This window comes from Crystallibacter degradans, from assembly GCF_012952295.1.
Lineage (GTDB): Bacteria > Actinomycetota > Actinomycetes > Actinomycetales > Micrococcaceae > Crystallibacter > Crystallibacter degradans.
This window is the reverse complement of sequence record NZ_JABBCH010000017.1, coordinates 20,324-36,236: the sequence shown is the minus strand read 5'-3', so window position 1 is coordinate 36,236 and position 15,913 is coordinate 20,324. Positions and strand designations below refer to the sequence as shown.

The window sequence follows — 15,913 nt, the reverse complement described above, 5'->3', positions numbered from 1 at the left end:
ATTCGCCCGACGCGCAGCTCTCGTCCGCTTCGTAGCGTTGATAGTGAACTATTCGAACGGACGTCAAAGGAGAATCGGTCATGGAAATCGACCTGATGGTTCTGGCCGGCGGCGTTTCCACCATTATTTTCGCCGGCAGTGTCATGCCCATGATTGTGAAAGCTGTGCAGACCAGGGATCTGGCCTCTTACAGTTTGGGCAGCCTCTTGCTGAGCAACATGGGCAACCTGGTCCATTCCGTTTATATCTACAGCCTGCCGGCCGGCCCCATCTGGGCGTTGCACGCCTTCTACCTGGTCACGACCGGATTCATGCTGGCGATGTACCTACGGCACGAAGCGTTGGGCAGGAAGCGCTCGCAGGGTTCGACGCCCGCACCGGCGGGCACTCTGCAGGATTCGCCCGAGTCCGGGCCCTCATCCGAATTCCAGCAGTCACCTCAAGTGGGCAGCAACAGCCCGTAGTAGCAGGAGAAAGAACAATGACAATTGATCAAAGTCAAGGCACATCACTGAAGGCTTCAGCTAAGCAGGAACTTGATACCGAAGCCGTTCAGGCGTTTGTCGGACGTTTCGTGGGCATCCTCAACGATGCTGCGATCGCAGTGCTGACCAGCGTTGGTCACCAGACGGGGCTGTTCGAGACCATGGCAGGAATGCCGGCCGCCACGAGCGAGCAGATTGCCGATGCGGCGGGCCTCAACGAACGTTATGTACGCGAGTGGCTGGGCGGCATGACGACGGCGCGCGTTGTCACCTACGACCCGGCGGCCAAAACATACCGGCTGCCGCGCGAACATGCTGCCGTGCTGACCAGCGCGGCTGGACCGGACAATATGGCCATCCTGATGCAGCACATCTCGATGATGGGCGAGGTGGAACAAAAGATCATCGAGCGGTTCCGGACCGGTGGAGGGCTGTCGTACGAGGACTACCCGCAGTTTCATCAAAACATGGCAGAGACGAGTGCCGCGGTGAACGATGCGGCTCTGTTGGATGTGATCCTGCCGCTGGTTCCTGGACTGCCGGAAAGGTTGCGGGCCGGTCTTAACCTTGCCGATGTCGGCTGCGGCGCCGGACATGCGGTCAACCTCATGGCACAGGCTTTCCCCGCCAGCCTCTTCACCGGTTACGACTTCTCGGAGGAAGCCATCCAGAGCGCGCGGAGCGAGGCCAAAGACCTGGGACTGGCCAACGCGGCCTTTGCGGTGCTCGATGTCGCCAAGCTCGACGTCGAGGCAGGCTTTGACGTCGTGACAGCTTTTGATGCCATCCATGACCAGGCGCATCCCGGCACGGTACTGCACAACATCCGCCGCGCCCTGCGGCCGGACGGAGTCTTCCTCATGGTGGACATCAAGGCATCCAGCAAGGTGGAGGAGAACATGGACATGCCGTGGGCCAGCTACCTCTATGCCATCTCGACGTTCCATTGCATGAGCGTATCGCTGGGGCTCGACGGCGACGGGCTGGGTACCGCCTGGGGACAGCAGCTTGCGTTGTCCATGCTCGACGAGGCGGGCTTCAGCACCGTTGAAGCCAAGGACGTCGATTCGGATCCGTTCAACACCTACTTCATCGCCCGGACTTAGATCCCGGCCAGCAGCCGTTTCACCTGCCGCTTGGGCACGGGGCGGAAACCGGCGTCAAGATAGCGTTGCCGGACGCGCCGTTCGGTCCGGAAGAGCGTCCAGCCGCGCTTGAGCAGGAAAGGAACGGGTTTGCGGTGCTCCCGCAGGTCGCGCACGAGGCGGCGCACCGCCGTCGTAATGGGGGAGACCTGGATGAAGATGGGCTCCACAGAGACGCCGAGGCCCAGCAGCGGGGCCAGAACGGCGTCGGCGAAGATCCCTTCGGCAATCACGGGGCCTTCGGCCAGCCGGAGGGAGCGGTGGCCGGTGTAGCTGGAGGTGGCAATGGAGTACTTGGGCATCTGCGTGCGGCCGGTCTGCAGCAGTTCCAGCATCGCGCGGGCGGCTGCCTCGCTGTTCCAGGTGTCCGGATGGTCCCAGTCGATCTCCTCGTACGCCGTCTGGGGCAGCGGTGACTGCGGGGTGTGCTCGCTGATCTCCCGGTAGAAGCTGTCCAGCTCCACGTGCGGGCGGCCGAAGCGCGCGGCGAGGTAGGACTTGCCGGAACCGGAGGCGCCGCCGAGCAGGACGAGCGGGATGTGGGGAGAAGGCACAGGCCCATTATTGCGTGCGTGAGCCGTACAGGTCCGATACCTGCCGAATCTGCGGCACCAGGGGAGTTCTTGGAGCGGCGGAATGATCCGGGGCACCGCTAATGTTGGATAGTGTGTCTGGGGCGTCGGCGCCGGCGCGTGCCGCACGCAGCCCGAAGGAAAGCAGGAGTGGACATGGTCAAGGCGACCTGGAACGGAGCCGTCATCGCCGAATCCGGCGAGACGGTCATGGTGGAGGGCAACCATTACTTTCCCCGCGGAAGCGTGAACGAGCAGTTCCTGCTTCCCAGTGACCGGACTTCCAACTGCGTCTGGAAAGGCACGGCGCACTACTACAGCCTTGAGGTCGCGGGGGAGCGCAACGCTGACGCCGCCTGGTACTACCCGAATCCAAGTCACGACGCCGGCAACATCCGTGGCCACGTGGCCTTCTGGAACGGAGTCACCGTTGGCGACTGAGCTGGCCGGAGAACCTCAATTGGAAGCGGCGCCTGCGCCTGCGACTGAGCCTGCGCCTGATGCCGCCCGGCGGCTGGACTGGACGCGGCAGGAATCTTCCTTCGGTGCGAGGGAGGACCTGCTGTACGGGCTGGCCATGCTGGATGCCGCCAAGAAGGGCCGGCTGGGGCCTGCGCTGCGGCTGTACCGTCCCGTGCCGACCGTCGCCTTCGGCCAGCGGGATGCGCACCTGCCCGGGTTCGACGAAGCCGCCGCGCGCTGCCGTGCCTTGGGTTTTGAGCCGCTGGTTCGTAAAGCCGGCGGACGCGCTGCCGCCTATCATCAGGGGTGCCTGGTACTGGACCATGTGGAGCCCGAACGCGATGCGATCGTCGGGGCGAAAAGCAGGTTCTCCCGGTTCGGTGAACTCCTAGCCAAGGGACTGCGGGATGCGGGCCTGGTTGCGCGGGTCGGAGAGATCCCGGGGGAGTACTGCCCCGGGGAGTTCAGCATCCACGGCGAACATCCGGAGGACGCCCCGGTCCAGATCAAACTTGTGGGAACTGCGCAGCGGGTTGTGTCCGGAGCCTGGCTGTTTTCCTCCGTCGTCGTTGTTGAAAATTCCGCCCCGCTGCGCGAAGTGCTCGTTCAAAGCTACGATGCGCTCGGTCTGGACTGGGATCCGCGCACTGCCGGTGCGGCCGAGGACCTGGTGCCGGGACTGGATGTGGACAGGGTCGAGCAGGCGCTGCTCGGCGCGTTCGGCACCTATGCGAAGACGCGGGAAATTCCGTTCGCCGACCTTGCGTCCGTGGCCGAGATTCCCGGGTCCGCCCCGTAATCCACAAACGGCAAATAGCGGGTATTGCCGCAGGGCCGCAGCAGCCAGACTGGTCGCACATGACACTTTCAACAGGAGGCAAAATGTGCGACATATGCAACGGGATGACGCAGGACGAGGCTTTGGAAAAGACTGTCCGCACGGTAGCCCGGTACGGCTGGCAGCTTGTCATGGTCTCAGGTACAGCGACGGAGCCGGCGTTTGGCTACACCGTCGGCCTGACCAAGTTGCAGCACCCCGAGATTCTGGTCACCGGCCGCTGCCAGGATGACACGGTAGCGCTGATCAACGAACTCGTGGACATGGTCCGCGGCCACGGGCACACCCTGATGGCGGGCATGGTCCTGCCGCTGGAGGCACGCGATGTCTATCTGGCGCCGGTGGAGCGGCCGGAAGGTGTTGTCCTGACTGCCGTCTCGTTATACGGCCCGCGGGCAACTGCGTTACAGGCCGTCTGGGCGGACGACGACGGCCGCTTGCCTTGGGAGCAGGAGGTGCCGGACACGCTCACCCAGCCGCTGTACGGTACACCGCCCGGGCTGTAGCCTGCTGGGAACAGCAAACCCGGGGCACCCGCGAGTTTTCCTCGCAAGCACCCCGGGCAGCTTTCCCCGCAGTTGTCAGTGGCCGCGGGCGATCCACTCGTCCAGCTGCGGTGCTTCGGCTCCGATGCTGGTGGAGTCACCGTGTCCGGTGTTCACCTTCGTTTCCGCGGGCAGCGTCAGCAGACGCGACTTGATGGAATCGATGATGGTCTCGAAGCTGGAGTAGCTCCGTCCGGTTGCGCCGGGGCCGCCGTTGAACATGGTGTCGCCGCTGAACAGTACGTTCTCCGACTCCAGATGGAAGCAGACGGATCCGGGGGAGTGGCCCGGAGTGTGCAGCGCTCGCAGTTCCGCCCCGGCTACCTGGAAGGTGTCGCCGTCATTGATCTCATGGTCCGGTGCGGAGTCGGGGTAGATGGTGTCCCACAGCATGCGGTCGGCTGGATGCAGGTATACCGGTGCCTTCACCAGGTCCCGCACTTCGCCGACGGCACGGATGTGGTCGTCATGTCCGTGGGTCAGCAGGATGGCCTTGACCGTCCGGCCCGCCACGGCCTGGGCCACGGCTTCCGGGTTGTGCGCCGGATCAATGATGATGGCTTCTTCGGCGTTACCGACAATCCACACATTGTTGTCGACGTCCCAGGTGCCGCCGTCCAGCGAAAAGGTCCCGGAGGTAACGAGGTTTTGGATCTGCACGCTCATGCGACCTCCACCACCGAACGCAGGACCTTGCCCTCGTGCATCTTCTCGAAGGCTTCCTCCACCTGGTCCAGGCCGATGCGCTCCGTGACGAAGGCATCCAGATCCAGGTTGCCCTGCTTGTAGTGGCTGACCAGCATCGGGAAGTCGCGGCTGGGCAGGCAGTCGCCGTACCAGGAGGACTTCAGCGAACCGCCGCGGCCGAAGACGTCGAGCAGCGGCAGCTCGATCTTCATGTCGGGCGTGGGAACGCCGACCAGCACCACGCGGCCGGCCAGATCGCGGGCGTAGAACGCCTGCTTGTAGGTCTCCGGGCGGCCAACAGCTTCAATAACGACGTCGGCGCCGTTGCCTCCGGTGAGGGCCTGGATCGCCTCGACCGGATCCTGCTCCTTCGAGTTGACGCCATGCGTGGCGCCCAGGGACTTGGCCAGTTCCACCTTGTTGTCGTCGATGTCGACGGCGATGATGGTCGTCGCGCCGGCCAGCTTGGCACCGGCGATGGCTGCAATGCCCACGCCGCCGCAACCGATCACGGCCACGGACTCGCCGCGCTTGACCTCACCGGTGTTGATCGCCGCGCCGATGCCTGCCATGACGCCGCAGCCGAGCAGGCCCACGGCGGCGGGGTCGACGTCGTCGTCCACCTTGGTGCACTGGCCCGCGGCGACCAGCGTCTTCTCGGCGAAGGCACCGATACCCAGGGCGGGGGACAGCTCGGTGCCGTCCTCCAGGGTCATCTTCTGGGTGGCGTTGTGGGTGTTGAAGCAGTACTGCGCTTCGCCGCGCTTGCACGCCCGGCACTCGCCGCACACGGCGCGCCAGTTGAGGATGACGCGGTCACCCGGTGCAAGATCGGTCACATCGGGGCCGATGGCGCTGACCACGCCGGTGGCCTCATGTCCCAGCAGGAACGGAAAATCATCGTTGATGCCGCCCTGCTTGTAGTGCAGATCCGTATGGCAGACGCCGCAGGTGAGGATGTCCACCAGCGCTTCCCCCGGACCCGGATCCGGTACCAGAATGGTTTCGATGGATACCGGGGCATTCTTCTCTTTGGCAATTACTGCCCGAACTTTATGAACCATGCCTGGGTCGTTCCTTTCCGCGGAGTCATCAGGTCGGCCGGTCGGCCGTATCACCATCATCTTAGGCAGCCATGTAGGGCCGATCACAATTACCAAAACGATTGTTATGGAAACTAGGGCCGCTGTCTACCTTCCACGCCCGTGGCTGATCGGAATGCGGCCTTCGTCGCAGGCACCCGTTAAGTAACAAACCGCGCTGGAGCGTCATCTACGCTCCAGCGCGGTCTGCGGAAAGTTCTCTCGGATCAGGCCGCGAGGCGTTCCTCTACTTCGGCGAGCGAAGGGTTGGTCGCGCTGCTGCCATCGGGGAAGAGCACGGTCGGCACCGTCTGGTTGCCCTCGTTGATCTGCTCCACCAGCTCCGCGGTGCCGGGCACGTTTTCGATGTTGATCTCCGTGTAGCCGATGCCTTTCGCATCCAGCTGTGTCTTCAACCGGCGGCAGTAGCCGCACCAGGACGTGGAGAACATGGTGATGGTGCCGGCTTCCGGGGTGTATTCCAAGGTGACTCCTTCGCAGAACTGTATTTCCAGATTTAAAGGTGCAAACGGCAGCGGGCCCGCAAACATTCCCGCCGCCTGTGCCCACGATGGCAGACTGGAAACATGTGCGGACGATATGTCATGGCAAGGGCTGTCGGCGACCTGGTGTCGGAATGCGGCGCCGAAGCTCCGGGAGATATCGGTCTCAAGGAGTCCTACAACGTGGCGCCCACGGACAACGTACCGATCGTCCTGGAGCGGCTGATCGACGGCGCCGTCCGCCGCCAGCTGCATATCGCCCGCTGGGGCCTGGTGCCGCGCTGGGCCAAGGAGATCTCCGTCGGCTCACGTTCCTTCAATGCGAGGATTGAATCCGCCGCGGAGAAACCGACCTTCCAGGATTCCGTCCATACCCGCCGCTGCGCGGTCCCTGTGGACGGCTACTACGAGTGGAAGAAGCTCGGTGCCAAGACCAAGCAGCCCTATTTCGTGCACCGCCGGGATAACGCGCCGATCTTCTTCGCAGGACTGTACGGCTGGTGGCAGGATCCGTCCAAGGCACCGGACGCCGGGGACGGATGGCTGCTCTCCACGACCGTTCTGACCGCACCGGCGCCGCCGGCAGACAGCGGCTCGCCGGTCCTGAAGGAGCTGTCGGGGCTGCATGACAGGTACCCGGTGCCGATGGACACGGACACCATGGCTGCGTGGCTGGATCCCACCGTCAGAGATGGGACGCACCTGCTGGATATGCTCCGGAACAGGGCGTACGACGCCGCCACTGACTGGACGCTGGAACCGGTAGGTTCCGCTGTGGGCAATGTCCGCAACAACTCGCCGGAACTGATCGTCCCGCAACCCTCGCTGCTGGATGGTTAGCCTGCGGCACCCAAGTGGACGACGCCGTCGTCGTCGTCGATCCTGAATCCGGGGTTGTAGACGATGTCCCAGCGGTAGCCGTCAGGATCGGCGAAGCAGCCGCTGTAACCACCCCACGGCCGGCTGCGTGCGGACGAAACAAGGGTGGCGCCGGCGGCGAGTGCCTGCGCGATGAGGTCATCCACTTCGCCAGGACTGTTGACGTTCCGGCCCCGGGCGTGAGGCGGACGGCAAGGAGCCCGGCCGGATCCGGCAACCGCTGCTGCGGTGCCCGGAACCCGGCCGGGCTCCTGTCCTTGGTTACTCCTGTCCTTAGTTACTCCTGTCCCTGGGTTACTGGGCGATCATGGTGAAGATGTTGAACCCATGCCCAATCTGGATACGGGGGCTCAAGCCGCTGCCGTTGCCCGGGTAAAGCCAGAGCCTGCCATCCCGGTGGCGGGCGATCACATCATTGTTGGCACGGGTATCGAACGCGCCCGGTCCCACCAGCGATGTCATGGAGTTCCAGCCGCTCGAACCGATCATGGAGCGTGCGCCGAACTGACCGCTGCCGTTGCCCGGGTACAGCCAGAGTCTGCCGTTGCCGTCCCGTGCGATCATGTCCGTCGTGGAGCCTGCATCGAAGGTGCCAACGCCTGCGAGATCGGTCATGACGTTCCAGCCGCTGGAGCCGGCTACAGTCCTGGCCTTGAAGCGGCCGTTGCCATCGCTCGGGTAGAGCCACAGCTTGCCCGCCCTGTCGCGGGCCAGCAGATCCGGATTAGTGTCACCATTGAAGTCGCCCGGAGCGACGAGCTCCGACATGGAGTTCCAACCACTTGTGCCGATCAGTGTGCGGCCCGAAAGCCGGCCGTTGCCCGCGCCGGCATAGAGCCAGAGCCTGCCGGAGTTATCGCTGGCAATCAGGTCTGCCCTGGTATCGCCATTGAAATCACCGGGCATCAGGAGCGAGGTCATGACGTTCCAGCCGCTGTTGCCGATGTTTTGGCGCGGAGAAAGCGTGCCGTTACTCCTCCCGGCGTAGAACCAGAGTTTGCCATCGCTGGTGCGACCGATGTAATCCGGGGTCCCGTTGCCGTCCATATCCTTCTGGACACCGGTTCCCAGCGGTCCCGCAGTGGTTCCGATGCCCCAGCCGTGAGCGGCTGGCGTCCCGACGTTGCCCGCCGTGTCAACGGCGCGGACCTTGAAGGTGTACACCACCCCGTTCATTTGGGCGTCGTAAGTCTTGCCTGAAGCGCAGTTTGTCTCCCAGGCCGAGTTGGACGGCATCAGCTGGCAATCGTAGGAGCTGTTGGTCTCGTTGCTGCCGAAGTTGAACGAAGGCGTCGTATCTGCGGAGGGATTGGACGGCACCGGGGCGGCAATGGTGGCCGTTGGCGCAACGGTGTCTACCGTGATGGCGACGGGGGTCGAAGTCAGGAACTCCGGCGCTGCCGGGTCCGTAGTGAAATCGGGATTGGCGATCCTTGCCCGAATCGAGTGGGCTCCGTCGGCGAGCGCCGTCGGCAAGGCGAGGCTGTAGCCGGTGCCGGTACTCGTTCCCGTCACGGCAGGAGTGGTTGAATTGCCCACCAGTAGGCTGACTTCGGTGCCGGCCGGAACGTCCACTGTAAAGGTAGGCGTGGCGACGTTCGTGATGTTATCCGTGGCCGACTTCCCACTGTCACTGGCATCGGCCAGATTCGGAGTGCCCGGCCCCCCGTCCACGGCATCCGAGATCACGCCTTGGATGTTGAACTGGCTGACGGTCAGGGTGTTGACACCGGGGCCTCCAGCGTTAGGGCCGTCTACCCGCACGAAGTTGTTGCCGGAAGGTGCCCCGGTCACCGGGGCGGGGACTCCGGGATTACCCAGCGTACCGGCAGGTGCGTTTACCTGACGGAGGAAGGTCGCGGTAGTGCCGACTTGGTAGTCCCCGAGGAAGGCGTCACCCACAGCCTCCCAGTCGCATTCAGGAGTAGGAGAGCAGAGGCCTTCGTCGAAGGTCTGATTGATTTCACCTTCGCTATCGGCTATCAGGCCTTCAGCGACGCCGTAGGGATGCGTGATCGTGTAGCTTGCGTTAGGGACGAGGTTCACCAATCGGAAACGCAGTCTGGCGAATCCGATCTGCTCGCCATCTACCACCGCATCGTTCAGATGAGCGCCCTCCAGCGCGGCTTCGTAAAGCGTGAGGTTTTCGCCGTCGCTGGCTTCGGCTGCGAACCAGAATGCCTCTTCGGGGAAGTTATCCGGGTAGGACGCCGGCGCCCCGGCGTTGGGCGGCGTGGACAGGCAGCCGAGTTCCGCTGTGTAGCAGAACTGAAGCTTGACGGTTCCATCCGAGAACCACGTCGGGTAGCCGTTGTTGGGATCTACCGGGCCAACTCCTGAGAGTCCCGCGTTGGCAGGTGAGATAGAGAGTGGCGAAAATACGGCAGCGAGCATAGCGGCTGCGGTGATGGTTGTTGTTAGCCGTTTGACAGGAATATTTTTGGGCCGACTAGGTAACTCTGCCCTGGGTGCGAGTGACATGCTGGGCTCCTTGTGAGGTGTCCCCCTCGGACACCGCTACTTCTAGGTGTTACTGATAGCGCGGGATGCGCTGGAATAACTGTGGCCCTCGGTTATTGGATAAATCTTGGGGTGCCGGACATTTTGTCGGTGGTGGTTTGTAAGCTCATCTTTGAATCGAATACGTATTCGAATAGAATGATGAGGTCAACCATTTCGACGGGCGTGTCGGCAGGAGCATGCATCGAAGTGTTTGGCCCGTATTTCCAGAAGAAAGGTGACTGGAACATGGGTGTTTTCAGCGAATCAGTAGAAGTTGTTTGTTCTCCTGCCGGCCAGCCGATCCGTTTGCGGTGGCAAAACCGGAACTGGCACATTGCTGCGGAACCGGTGCGTTGGTATGAGCGGCGAAAGTGGTGGGCCGAAGAGCTCCGGGCCGAACGCGGCAGGGGAGCGGGACTGGTTGACCATGAAATCTGGCGGGTCCAAGCGAGGCTGAACAGCCGCTCGGAACTGCGCACACTTGATCTTTCACATCAGGCAGATACCGGACGCTGGCGGCTGATCAGGGTCCATGATGCCCTGCAGCGCCTGAGCGCTTAATACGTTCCTGTCTCGCTGTCCGCGGAAGCTTCTTGCCCCATCTCTTACCTGTTCATTGGATGATCATGAGCTTTACCCACTTGCATGTTTCATCGGCCTTCAGTGCCCACTACGGTGTGTCCTGGCCGGATGAACTAGTGGCAGCGGCGGCCGGCGACGGCGCGGATGCCTTGGCCTGCACCGACAGGGATGGGCTGTATGGAACGGTCAAGCATGTCAAAGCTTGTCTGGCTGCCGGGATCGATCCGATTGTGGGGGTGGACCTCGCCATCCGTGGTTCCCAAGGGCAAAGCACCGGCCGGGTGGTTGTCCTGGCCCACGGTCATAACAACGGGAGGGGCTATCACGCCTTATGCCGGTTGATTTCGGATGCGCATGAAGGTACAGCCTCCGGCCGCGGCGCCAAGGGCCGGGAGCCGGGTGTGGATATAGCGGAGATAGCACATCGCGCCGCCGGTTCCCTGGAATCATCAGATGCAGGTTCCCCAGCTGTGCTCACGGTGCTGCTGGGCCCGTACTCTGATGTTGGACAGGCATTGCGGCACCGCCGTTATGCGGAGGCCCGCCGGTTGGCGGGTCGTTGGCGCAGCATCATGCCAGCCGGTTCCCTGGTGCTGGAAGTGGTCAACCACCTCAGTCCGCCCGGAGAAAATCTCAGTACGGCCCATGCCGTAAGAATGTTGAAACTGGCCGCTGACCTGAAATTGCCGGCAGTGTTGACAAACGCGGCGAGGTACCGCCAAGTGGATGACGCAGCTACCGCAGATGTGCTGGACTCCGTCCGTGCTTTAACCGCGCTCGCAAAGCTGCCGGATCTGCAGCCCAATGGCCAAGGCTGGCTCAAAAGCTCCGCCCAGATGCAGGTCCTGGCGCAGGAAACCGCACAGGAGGCAGGTACCGGCCGTGCCGGCGCCGTGGAACTGCTAGCGATGACGGAAACCGTTGCCGACCGCTGCCGGATGGATCCGTACCAGGACATGGGTTACAAGAACCCGGTGGTACCGGAGGCATCGGTAATCGGGATCGGCCAGGACCCGGTGACAGAACTTATTCAACGGTGCGAAACAGGGATTACCGCCAGGTTCCCCGGCATCAGCGGCAAAGCCGAACATGAGCTGCGGGACCGCCTGGCCCATGAACTGGGGATTATCACCAGATTAGGTTTCGCCTCTTATTTCCTGACCGTGGCAGAGGTGTCAAAGATAATCACCGATATGGGGGTCAGGGCATCGGCCCGGGGATCAGGAGCTTCGAGCCTGGTGAACTATCTGCTCTTTATCAGCCATGTCAACCCGCTGGCCCATGGGTTGATTTTTGAACGGTTCCTCTCCCGCGACCGTTCAACCCTGCCGGATATCGACATTGACGTGGAAAGCGCCGAACGCCATAACGTCTACCGGCGGATCTTCGCACGGTTCGGGGACCGTCGGGTGACTTTGATGAGCATGCAGAACGGCTACCGCGCTCGCGGTGCCGTCCGTGATGCCGGGCTGGCTCTGGGGATGGAAGAGGAAGACATTTCCGGGATTGCCAAACAGCTTTGGCGTTTCTCCGCCCGGAAATTCCGGGAAGCGATGGAAGAGAAGCCCGAACTTCGTGATTTTTCCGCGCAGGTGGAGCAGAACAAACAGCTGGATTTACTGGTGGATGTGACTGAGCGGTTGGATAGGTTGCCGCGGCATATTTCCATGCATCCCTGTGGCGTGATTCTGGGGGATGAATCCCTGCTGGACCGGACGCCGGTCCAGCCCAGCGGCCTCGGCCTGCCCATGAGCCAGTTCGACAAACACGACATGGATCCGATGGGCATGCTCAAACTCGATGTGCTCGGGGTCCGGATGCAAAGTTCCATGGCCTATGCCGTGAACGAGGTTGTCCGTATCCATTCGGGAAAGGCAGCAGTTACCGCTGCCGGGAACCATCCGGTTGACGCCGGCGGAAATGGTCCCGGTTATATCGCCGAGGACGGCCGGATCGACTTGGAAGCAGTTCCGCTCGAAGATGAAGAAACCTTTGAACTGATCCGCAGCACCCATACCCTTGGTTGTTTCCAGATCGAGTCCCCGGGCCAACGGGAACTGGTGGGCAAAATGGCCCCCCGCAATTTCAACGACCTGATCATAGATATCTCCCTCTTCCGGCCCGGCCCGATGAAATCGGACATGGTCCGCCCTTTCCTGGAACAACGCCATGGATGGGCACCCGAAAACTACCCGCACGCGGATCTGGAAACCGTGCTGAAGGAAACGCACGGTGTCACGGTTTTTCACGAGCAGGTACTGCGGACCTTTGACGTTTTTACCGGCTGCGGTCTAGCCAGAGCAGACGAGTTCCGGCGTTTGCTGGGGGACGAGGCAGCAGAGCCAACAGTGGAGGAATATTTCCGCCGTCAAGCCATGGACCGCGGATACTCAGTGGACATTATTGACAAGATCTGGAACACGTTGAAAGCATTCGGCAGCTTTGGGTTCTGCAAGGCCCACGGGGCTGCCTTTGCCGTGCCCACATACCAGTCGGCCTGGCTGAAGGCGCACCATCCCGAAGCCTTCCTGGCCGGCCTCTGGGAGCATGACCCGGGAATGTACCCACGTAGATTGCTGGTGGCAGAAGCCCGCAGGATGGGAATCCCCATCCTGCCGCTGAATATCAACCGCAGTGCGGACATGTATCGGGTTGAGCGCATACCTGCTGACAAAGGTGAACCGGAAAAACTCGGAATCCGTTTGAGTCTTGCCAGCATCTACGGATTATCAGCCGCAGAGCTGAAGCGCATTGTGGCCGGCCAGCCCTACGATTCCCTGGCTGATTTGCGTGCCCGGGCCAAGGTCAGCAGGCCTACGTTGCAACGGCTGGCCAAACTGGGAGCCTTCGACGAACTTAACCAGCTGGCCGGACGCAAGGGGACAGCCACCCGCGCGGATCTTGTCCATCATCTGGATAAGCCTCCTGTCCGCCCTGTTCCGCGCCGCTACGAACCCATCGACGGCCAGCTCTCCTTCTCGCTGGGAGACTTGGAATTGAGCAACCTCAAAACCTGTCTGCCGGAGCCGACAATGTTGGAAAAGGTCCGCACCGAACTGGATCTGCTGGCCGTGGACGTCAGCGCCCATCTGATGGACAGCTACGCGCCGCTGCTGAAAGAACTGAATGTCACCGCGGCCAAGGACCTGCTTTCCCTTCGCAACGGAACCGAGGTCCTGGTGGCAGGAATCCGGGTCGCCACCCAAACTCCGCCCATGCGCGGAGGCCGCCGCGTGGTGTTCATCAGCGTGGATGACGGCACCGGCTGCGTGGACTGCACTTTCTTCCATGAGGCGCAGGACAAGGCCGGGCCCCTGCTGTTCGGCACCAGGCTGATGTTAATCCAAGGACTGACGAGGAGGACCGGACCGCGCGGGATGAGTTTGCAAGCCACCAACGCCTGGGATCTTTCCCGCCCGGAGACGCTGCCCCTTGCCCATCCGGCGGAAACACCGGTGCCTGCCCGTGAGCAGCCACACCTCCAGCTCCCTGACCGTGCCATGTTGGTCGGGCTCAATATCAGCGGATAACATCAAAGAGGCTCGTGGCACCCAAAGTATGGTGGCGCGGTACAGGCCTAAATCGAAACATAAGGAGACCTTCGTGTCAGCGCCCCAAAACATGACTCTCATCGTCGACGGCGAAGAGAAACAAGTGAACACGGGCACTACCGGGGCGGAGTTATTCTTCGAGCGCCGCGACGTCGTCGTTATGCTCGTCGACGGTGTGCTCAAGGACCTGGACCAGCCGCTGCCCGAAGACGCCAAGATCGAGTCCGTCACCATCGATTCGCCCGACGGGCTGAACGTCCTGCGCCATTCCACTGCCCATGTGATGGCACAGGCCGTGCAGCAACTCCGCCCGGACGCCAAACTCGGCATCGGCCCGTACATCACGGACGGCTTTTACTTCGATTTCGACGTCGAGGAACCTTTCACTCCTGATGATCTGAAGACCCTTGAGAAGATGATGCTCAAGATCGTCAACCAGAACCAGAAGTTCGCCCGCCGGGTGGTCACCGAGGATGAAGCCCGGGCTGCCATGGCGGATGAGCCCTACAAACTGATCCTGCTGGACAAGTCCGCAGAGGCAGATGAAGCCGGCGAGGGCGTGAACGTAGAAGTCGGCGCCGGCGAGATCACCATCTACGACAATGTGGACCGCAAGAGCGGAGACACCATCTGGTGCGATCTCTGCCGGGGCCCGCATCTCCCCAACACTAAGCTCATCTCGAACGCCTTCGCGCTGACCCGCTCGGCAGCTGCCTACTGGTTGGGCAACGAGAAGAACAAGCAGCTTCAGCGCATCTACGGCACAGCCTGGCCCACCAAGGAAGCGCTGAAGGCCTACCAGGAGCGCCTTGCGGAGGCCGAGCGCCGGGACCACCGCAAGCTCGGCTCAGAGCTCGACTTGTTCTCCTTCCCCGATGAACTGGGCTCAGGGCTACCGGTGTTCCATCCCAAGGGCGGCATTGTCCGCAAGGCGATGGAGGATTATTCGCGCCAGCGGCACACTGAAGCAGGCTACGACTTCGTTTACACCCCGCACATCACCAAGGGACACCTCTACGAAGTGTCCGGCCACCTGGACTGGTACCGCGACGGCATGTTCCCGCCCATCCACGTGGATGAGACCCGCGATCCCGAAACCAATGAAGTGGTCAAGCCCGGCCAGGACTATTACCTGAAGCCGATGAACTGCCCGATGCACAACCTGATCTTCCGCTCCCGCGGACGTTCCTACCGCGAGCTGCCCCTGCGGATGTTCGAATTCGGTTCCGTCTACCGCTACGAGAAATCGGGCGTGGTGCATGGGCTGACCCGGGTCCGCGGCATGACCCAGGATGACGCCCACATCTACTGCACCCGCGAGCAGATGAAGGACGAACTGACCAGCACCCTGAACTTCGTGCTGGCGCTGCTCAAGGACTACGGGCTGGACGATTTCTACCTGGAACTCTCCACCAAGGACCCCGAGAAGTACGTCGGCGCAGACGAAGTCTGGGACGAAGCTACCCGTACGCTGGCCGAGGTCGCAGAAGCCTCCGGTCTGGAGCTGGTTCCGGATCCGGGCGGAGCTGCGTTCTACGGCCCGAAGATCTCTGTCCAGGCCCGCGACGCGATCGGCCGCACCTGGCAGATGTCCACCATCCAGCTGGACTTCAACCTGCCCGAGCGCTTCGAACTTGAGTACCAGGCAGCGGACGGTTCCCGCCAGCGCCCCGTCATGATCCACCGTGCCCTGTTCGGCTCGGTCGAACGCTTCATGGGCGTGCTCATCGAGCACTATGCCGGTGCCTTCCCGGCCTGGCTCGCACCGGTGCAGGTCGTCGGCATCCCCGTGGCGGAGGCATTCAACGACTACATGGGCGAGGTCATCGCCAAGCTCAAGGCAGCAGGCATCCGGGCCGAAGCAGATTTCGGTTCGGACCGGTTCCCGAAGAAGATCCGGACTGCCAGCAAGGACAAGATCCCGTTCGTCCTTATTGCCGGCGGTGAAGACGCCGAAGCCGGCGCGGTATCGTTCCGCTTCCGCGACGGCAGCCAGGACAACGGTGTACCCGTCGACGATGCCGTGGCCAGGATCGTTGAAGCCGTCCGTAACCGGGACCACCAGCTATGACGGATTCCG

General features: G+C 62.4%; 14 protein-coding genes and 1 pseudogene. 9 read left to right on the top strand and 6 right to left on the bottom strand.

Annotated elements, in window-relative coordinates:
• Positions 1–80: 80 nt before the first annotated feature.
• The gene (locus HGO92_RS23900) at positions 81–464 is read left to right on the top strand and encodes a hypothetical protein (RefSeq protein ID WP_240974785.1); all 384 of its coding nucleotides are present in this window, start codon (positions 81–83) and stop codon (positions 462–464) included.
• A gap of 17 nt (positions 465–481) precedes the next feature.
• Positions 482–1,591 carry a class I SAM-dependent methyltransferase gene (locus HGO92_RS19425; protein ID WP_169997798.1) on the top strand — a complete coding sequence of 370 codons (1,110 nt, stop codon included), beginning with the start codon at positions 482–484 and terminating at the stop codon, positions 1,589–1,591.
• Here the strand turns inward: HGO92_RS19425 and HGO92_RS19420 are convergent.
• The gene (locus HGO92_RS19420) at positions 1,588–2,184 is read right to left on the bottom strand and encodes a uridine kinase (RefSeq protein ID WP_169997796.1); all 597 of its coding nucleotides are present in this window, start codon (positions 2,182–2,184) and stop codon (positions 1,588–1,590) included. The two genes, HGO92_RS19425 and HGO92_RS19420, sit on opposite strands and share 4 nt — an antisense overlap.
• Before the next feature lie 174 nt (positions 2,185–2,358).
• Between HGO92_RS19420 and HGO92_RS19415 the strand changes: the two genes are divergently transcribed.
• The 3 genes from HGO92_RS19415 to HGO92_RS19405 all read left to right on the top strand — a co-directional run bounded on the left by HGO92_RS19415 (position 2,359) and on the right by HGO92_RS19405 (position 4,008).
• Positions 2,359–2,643 (top strand): DUF427 domain-containing protein, encoded by a 285-nt coding sequence (locus HGO92_RS19415; protein WP_169997794.1) that lies wholly within the window; start codon positions 2,359–2,361, stop codon positions 2,641–2,643.
• Positions 2,644–2,716: 73 nt separating this feature from the next.
• Positions 2,717–3,463: a lipoate--protein ligase family protein gene (locus HGO92_RS19410; protein ID WP_169997860.1), complete on the top strand. Its 747-nt coding sequence runs from the start codon at positions 2,717–2,719 to the stop codon at positions 3,461–3,463.
• A gap of 83 nt (positions 3,464–3,546) precedes the next feature.
• Complete coding sequence (locus tag HGO92_RS19405) at positions 3,547–4,008, top strand: DUF4262 domain-containing protein (RefSeq protein ID WP_169997792.1); 462 nt, start codon at positions 3,547–3,549, stop codon at positions 4,006–4,008.
• 75 nt (positions 4,009–4,083) lie between these two features.
• Here HGO92_RS19405 and HGO92_RS19400 read toward each other — a convergent pair whose 3' ends face one another.
• From HGO92_RS19400 to HGO92_RS19390, 3 genes are all read right to left on the bottom strand, one after another.
• A complete protein-coding gene (locus HGO92_RS19400; protein WP_169997790.1) occupies positions 4,084–4,713 on the bottom strand; it encodes an MBL fold metallo-hydrolase in 630 nt (209 codons plus the stop codon).
• Positions 4,710–5,798: an S-(hydroxymethyl)mycothiol dehydrogenase gene (locus tag HGO92_RS19395; protein WP_169997788.1), complete on the bottom strand. Its 1,089-nt coding sequence runs from the start codon at positions 5,796–5,798 to the stop codon at positions 4,710–4,712. The genes HGO92_RS19400 and HGO92_RS19395 overlap by 4 nt, the downstream gene beginning before the upstream one ends.
• A 245-nt stretch (positions 5,799–6,043) precedes the next feature.
• Positions 6,044–6,301: a mycoredoxin gene (locus tag HGO92_RS19390; protein ID WP_169997786.1), complete on the bottom strand. Its 258-nt coding sequence runs from the start codon at positions 6,299–6,301 to the stop codon at positions 6,044–6,046.
• A 102-nt stretch (positions 6,302–6,403) separates the two neighbouring features.
• Here HGO92_RS19390 and HGO92_RS19385 point away from each other — a divergent pair, with 102 nt between their 5' ends.
• On the top strand, positions 6,404–7,159 hold the full coding sequence (locus HGO92_RS19385) for an SOS response-associated peptidase (RefSeq protein WP_169997784.1): 756 nt from the start codon (positions 6,404–6,406) through the stop codon (positions 7,157–7,159).
• Here the strand turns inward: HGO92_RS19385 and HGO92_RS19380 are convergent.
• Together HGO92_RS19380 and HGO92_RS19375 are read right to left on the bottom strand one after the other, a co-directional pair.
• Positions 7,156–7,371, bottom strand: a pseudogene (locus tag HGO92_RS19380) (VOC family protein); the annotation flags it as partial. The gene HGO92_RS19385 and the pseudogene HGO92_RS19380 overlap by 4 nt on opposite strands.
• 121 nt (positions 7,372–7,492) lie before the next feature.
• Positions 7,493–9,679 carry an FG-GAP-like repeat-containing protein gene (locus HGO92_RS19375; RefSeq protein ID WP_169997782.1) on the bottom strand — a complete coding sequence of 729 codons (2,187 nt, stop codon included), beginning with the start codon at positions 9,677–9,679 and terminating at the stop codon, positions 7,493–7,495.
• Positions 9,680–9,760: 81 nt separating this feature from the next.
• Here HGO92_RS19375 and HGO92_RS24565 point away from each other — a divergent pair, with 81 nt between their 5' ends.
• The 3 genes from HGO92_RS24565 to thrS all read left to right on the top strand — a co-directional run bounded on the left by HGO92_RS24565 (position 9,761) and on the right by thrS (position 15,904).
• On the top strand, positions 9,761–10,261 hold the full coding sequence (locus HGO92_RS24565) for a DUF6504 family protein (protein WP_346769030.1): 501 nt from the start codon (positions 9,761–9,763) through the stop codon (positions 10,259–10,261).
• 65 nt (positions 10,262–10,326) lie between these two features.
• A complete protein-coding gene (locus HGO92_RS19365) occupies positions 10,327–13,812 on the top strand; it encodes a DNA polymerase III subunit alpha (RefSeq protein ID WP_169997780.1) in 3,486 nt (1,161 codons plus the stop codon).
• A gap of 73 nt (positions 13,813–13,885) precedes the next feature.
• Positions 13,886–15,904 carry a threonine--tRNA ligase gene (thrS, locus tag HGO92_RS19360; RefSeq protein ID WP_169997778.1) on the top strand — a complete coding sequence of 673 codons (2,019 nt, stop codon included), beginning with the start codon at positions 13,886–13,888 and terminating at the stop codon, positions 15,902–15,904.
• Positions 15,905–15,913 lie beyond the last annotated feature (9 nt).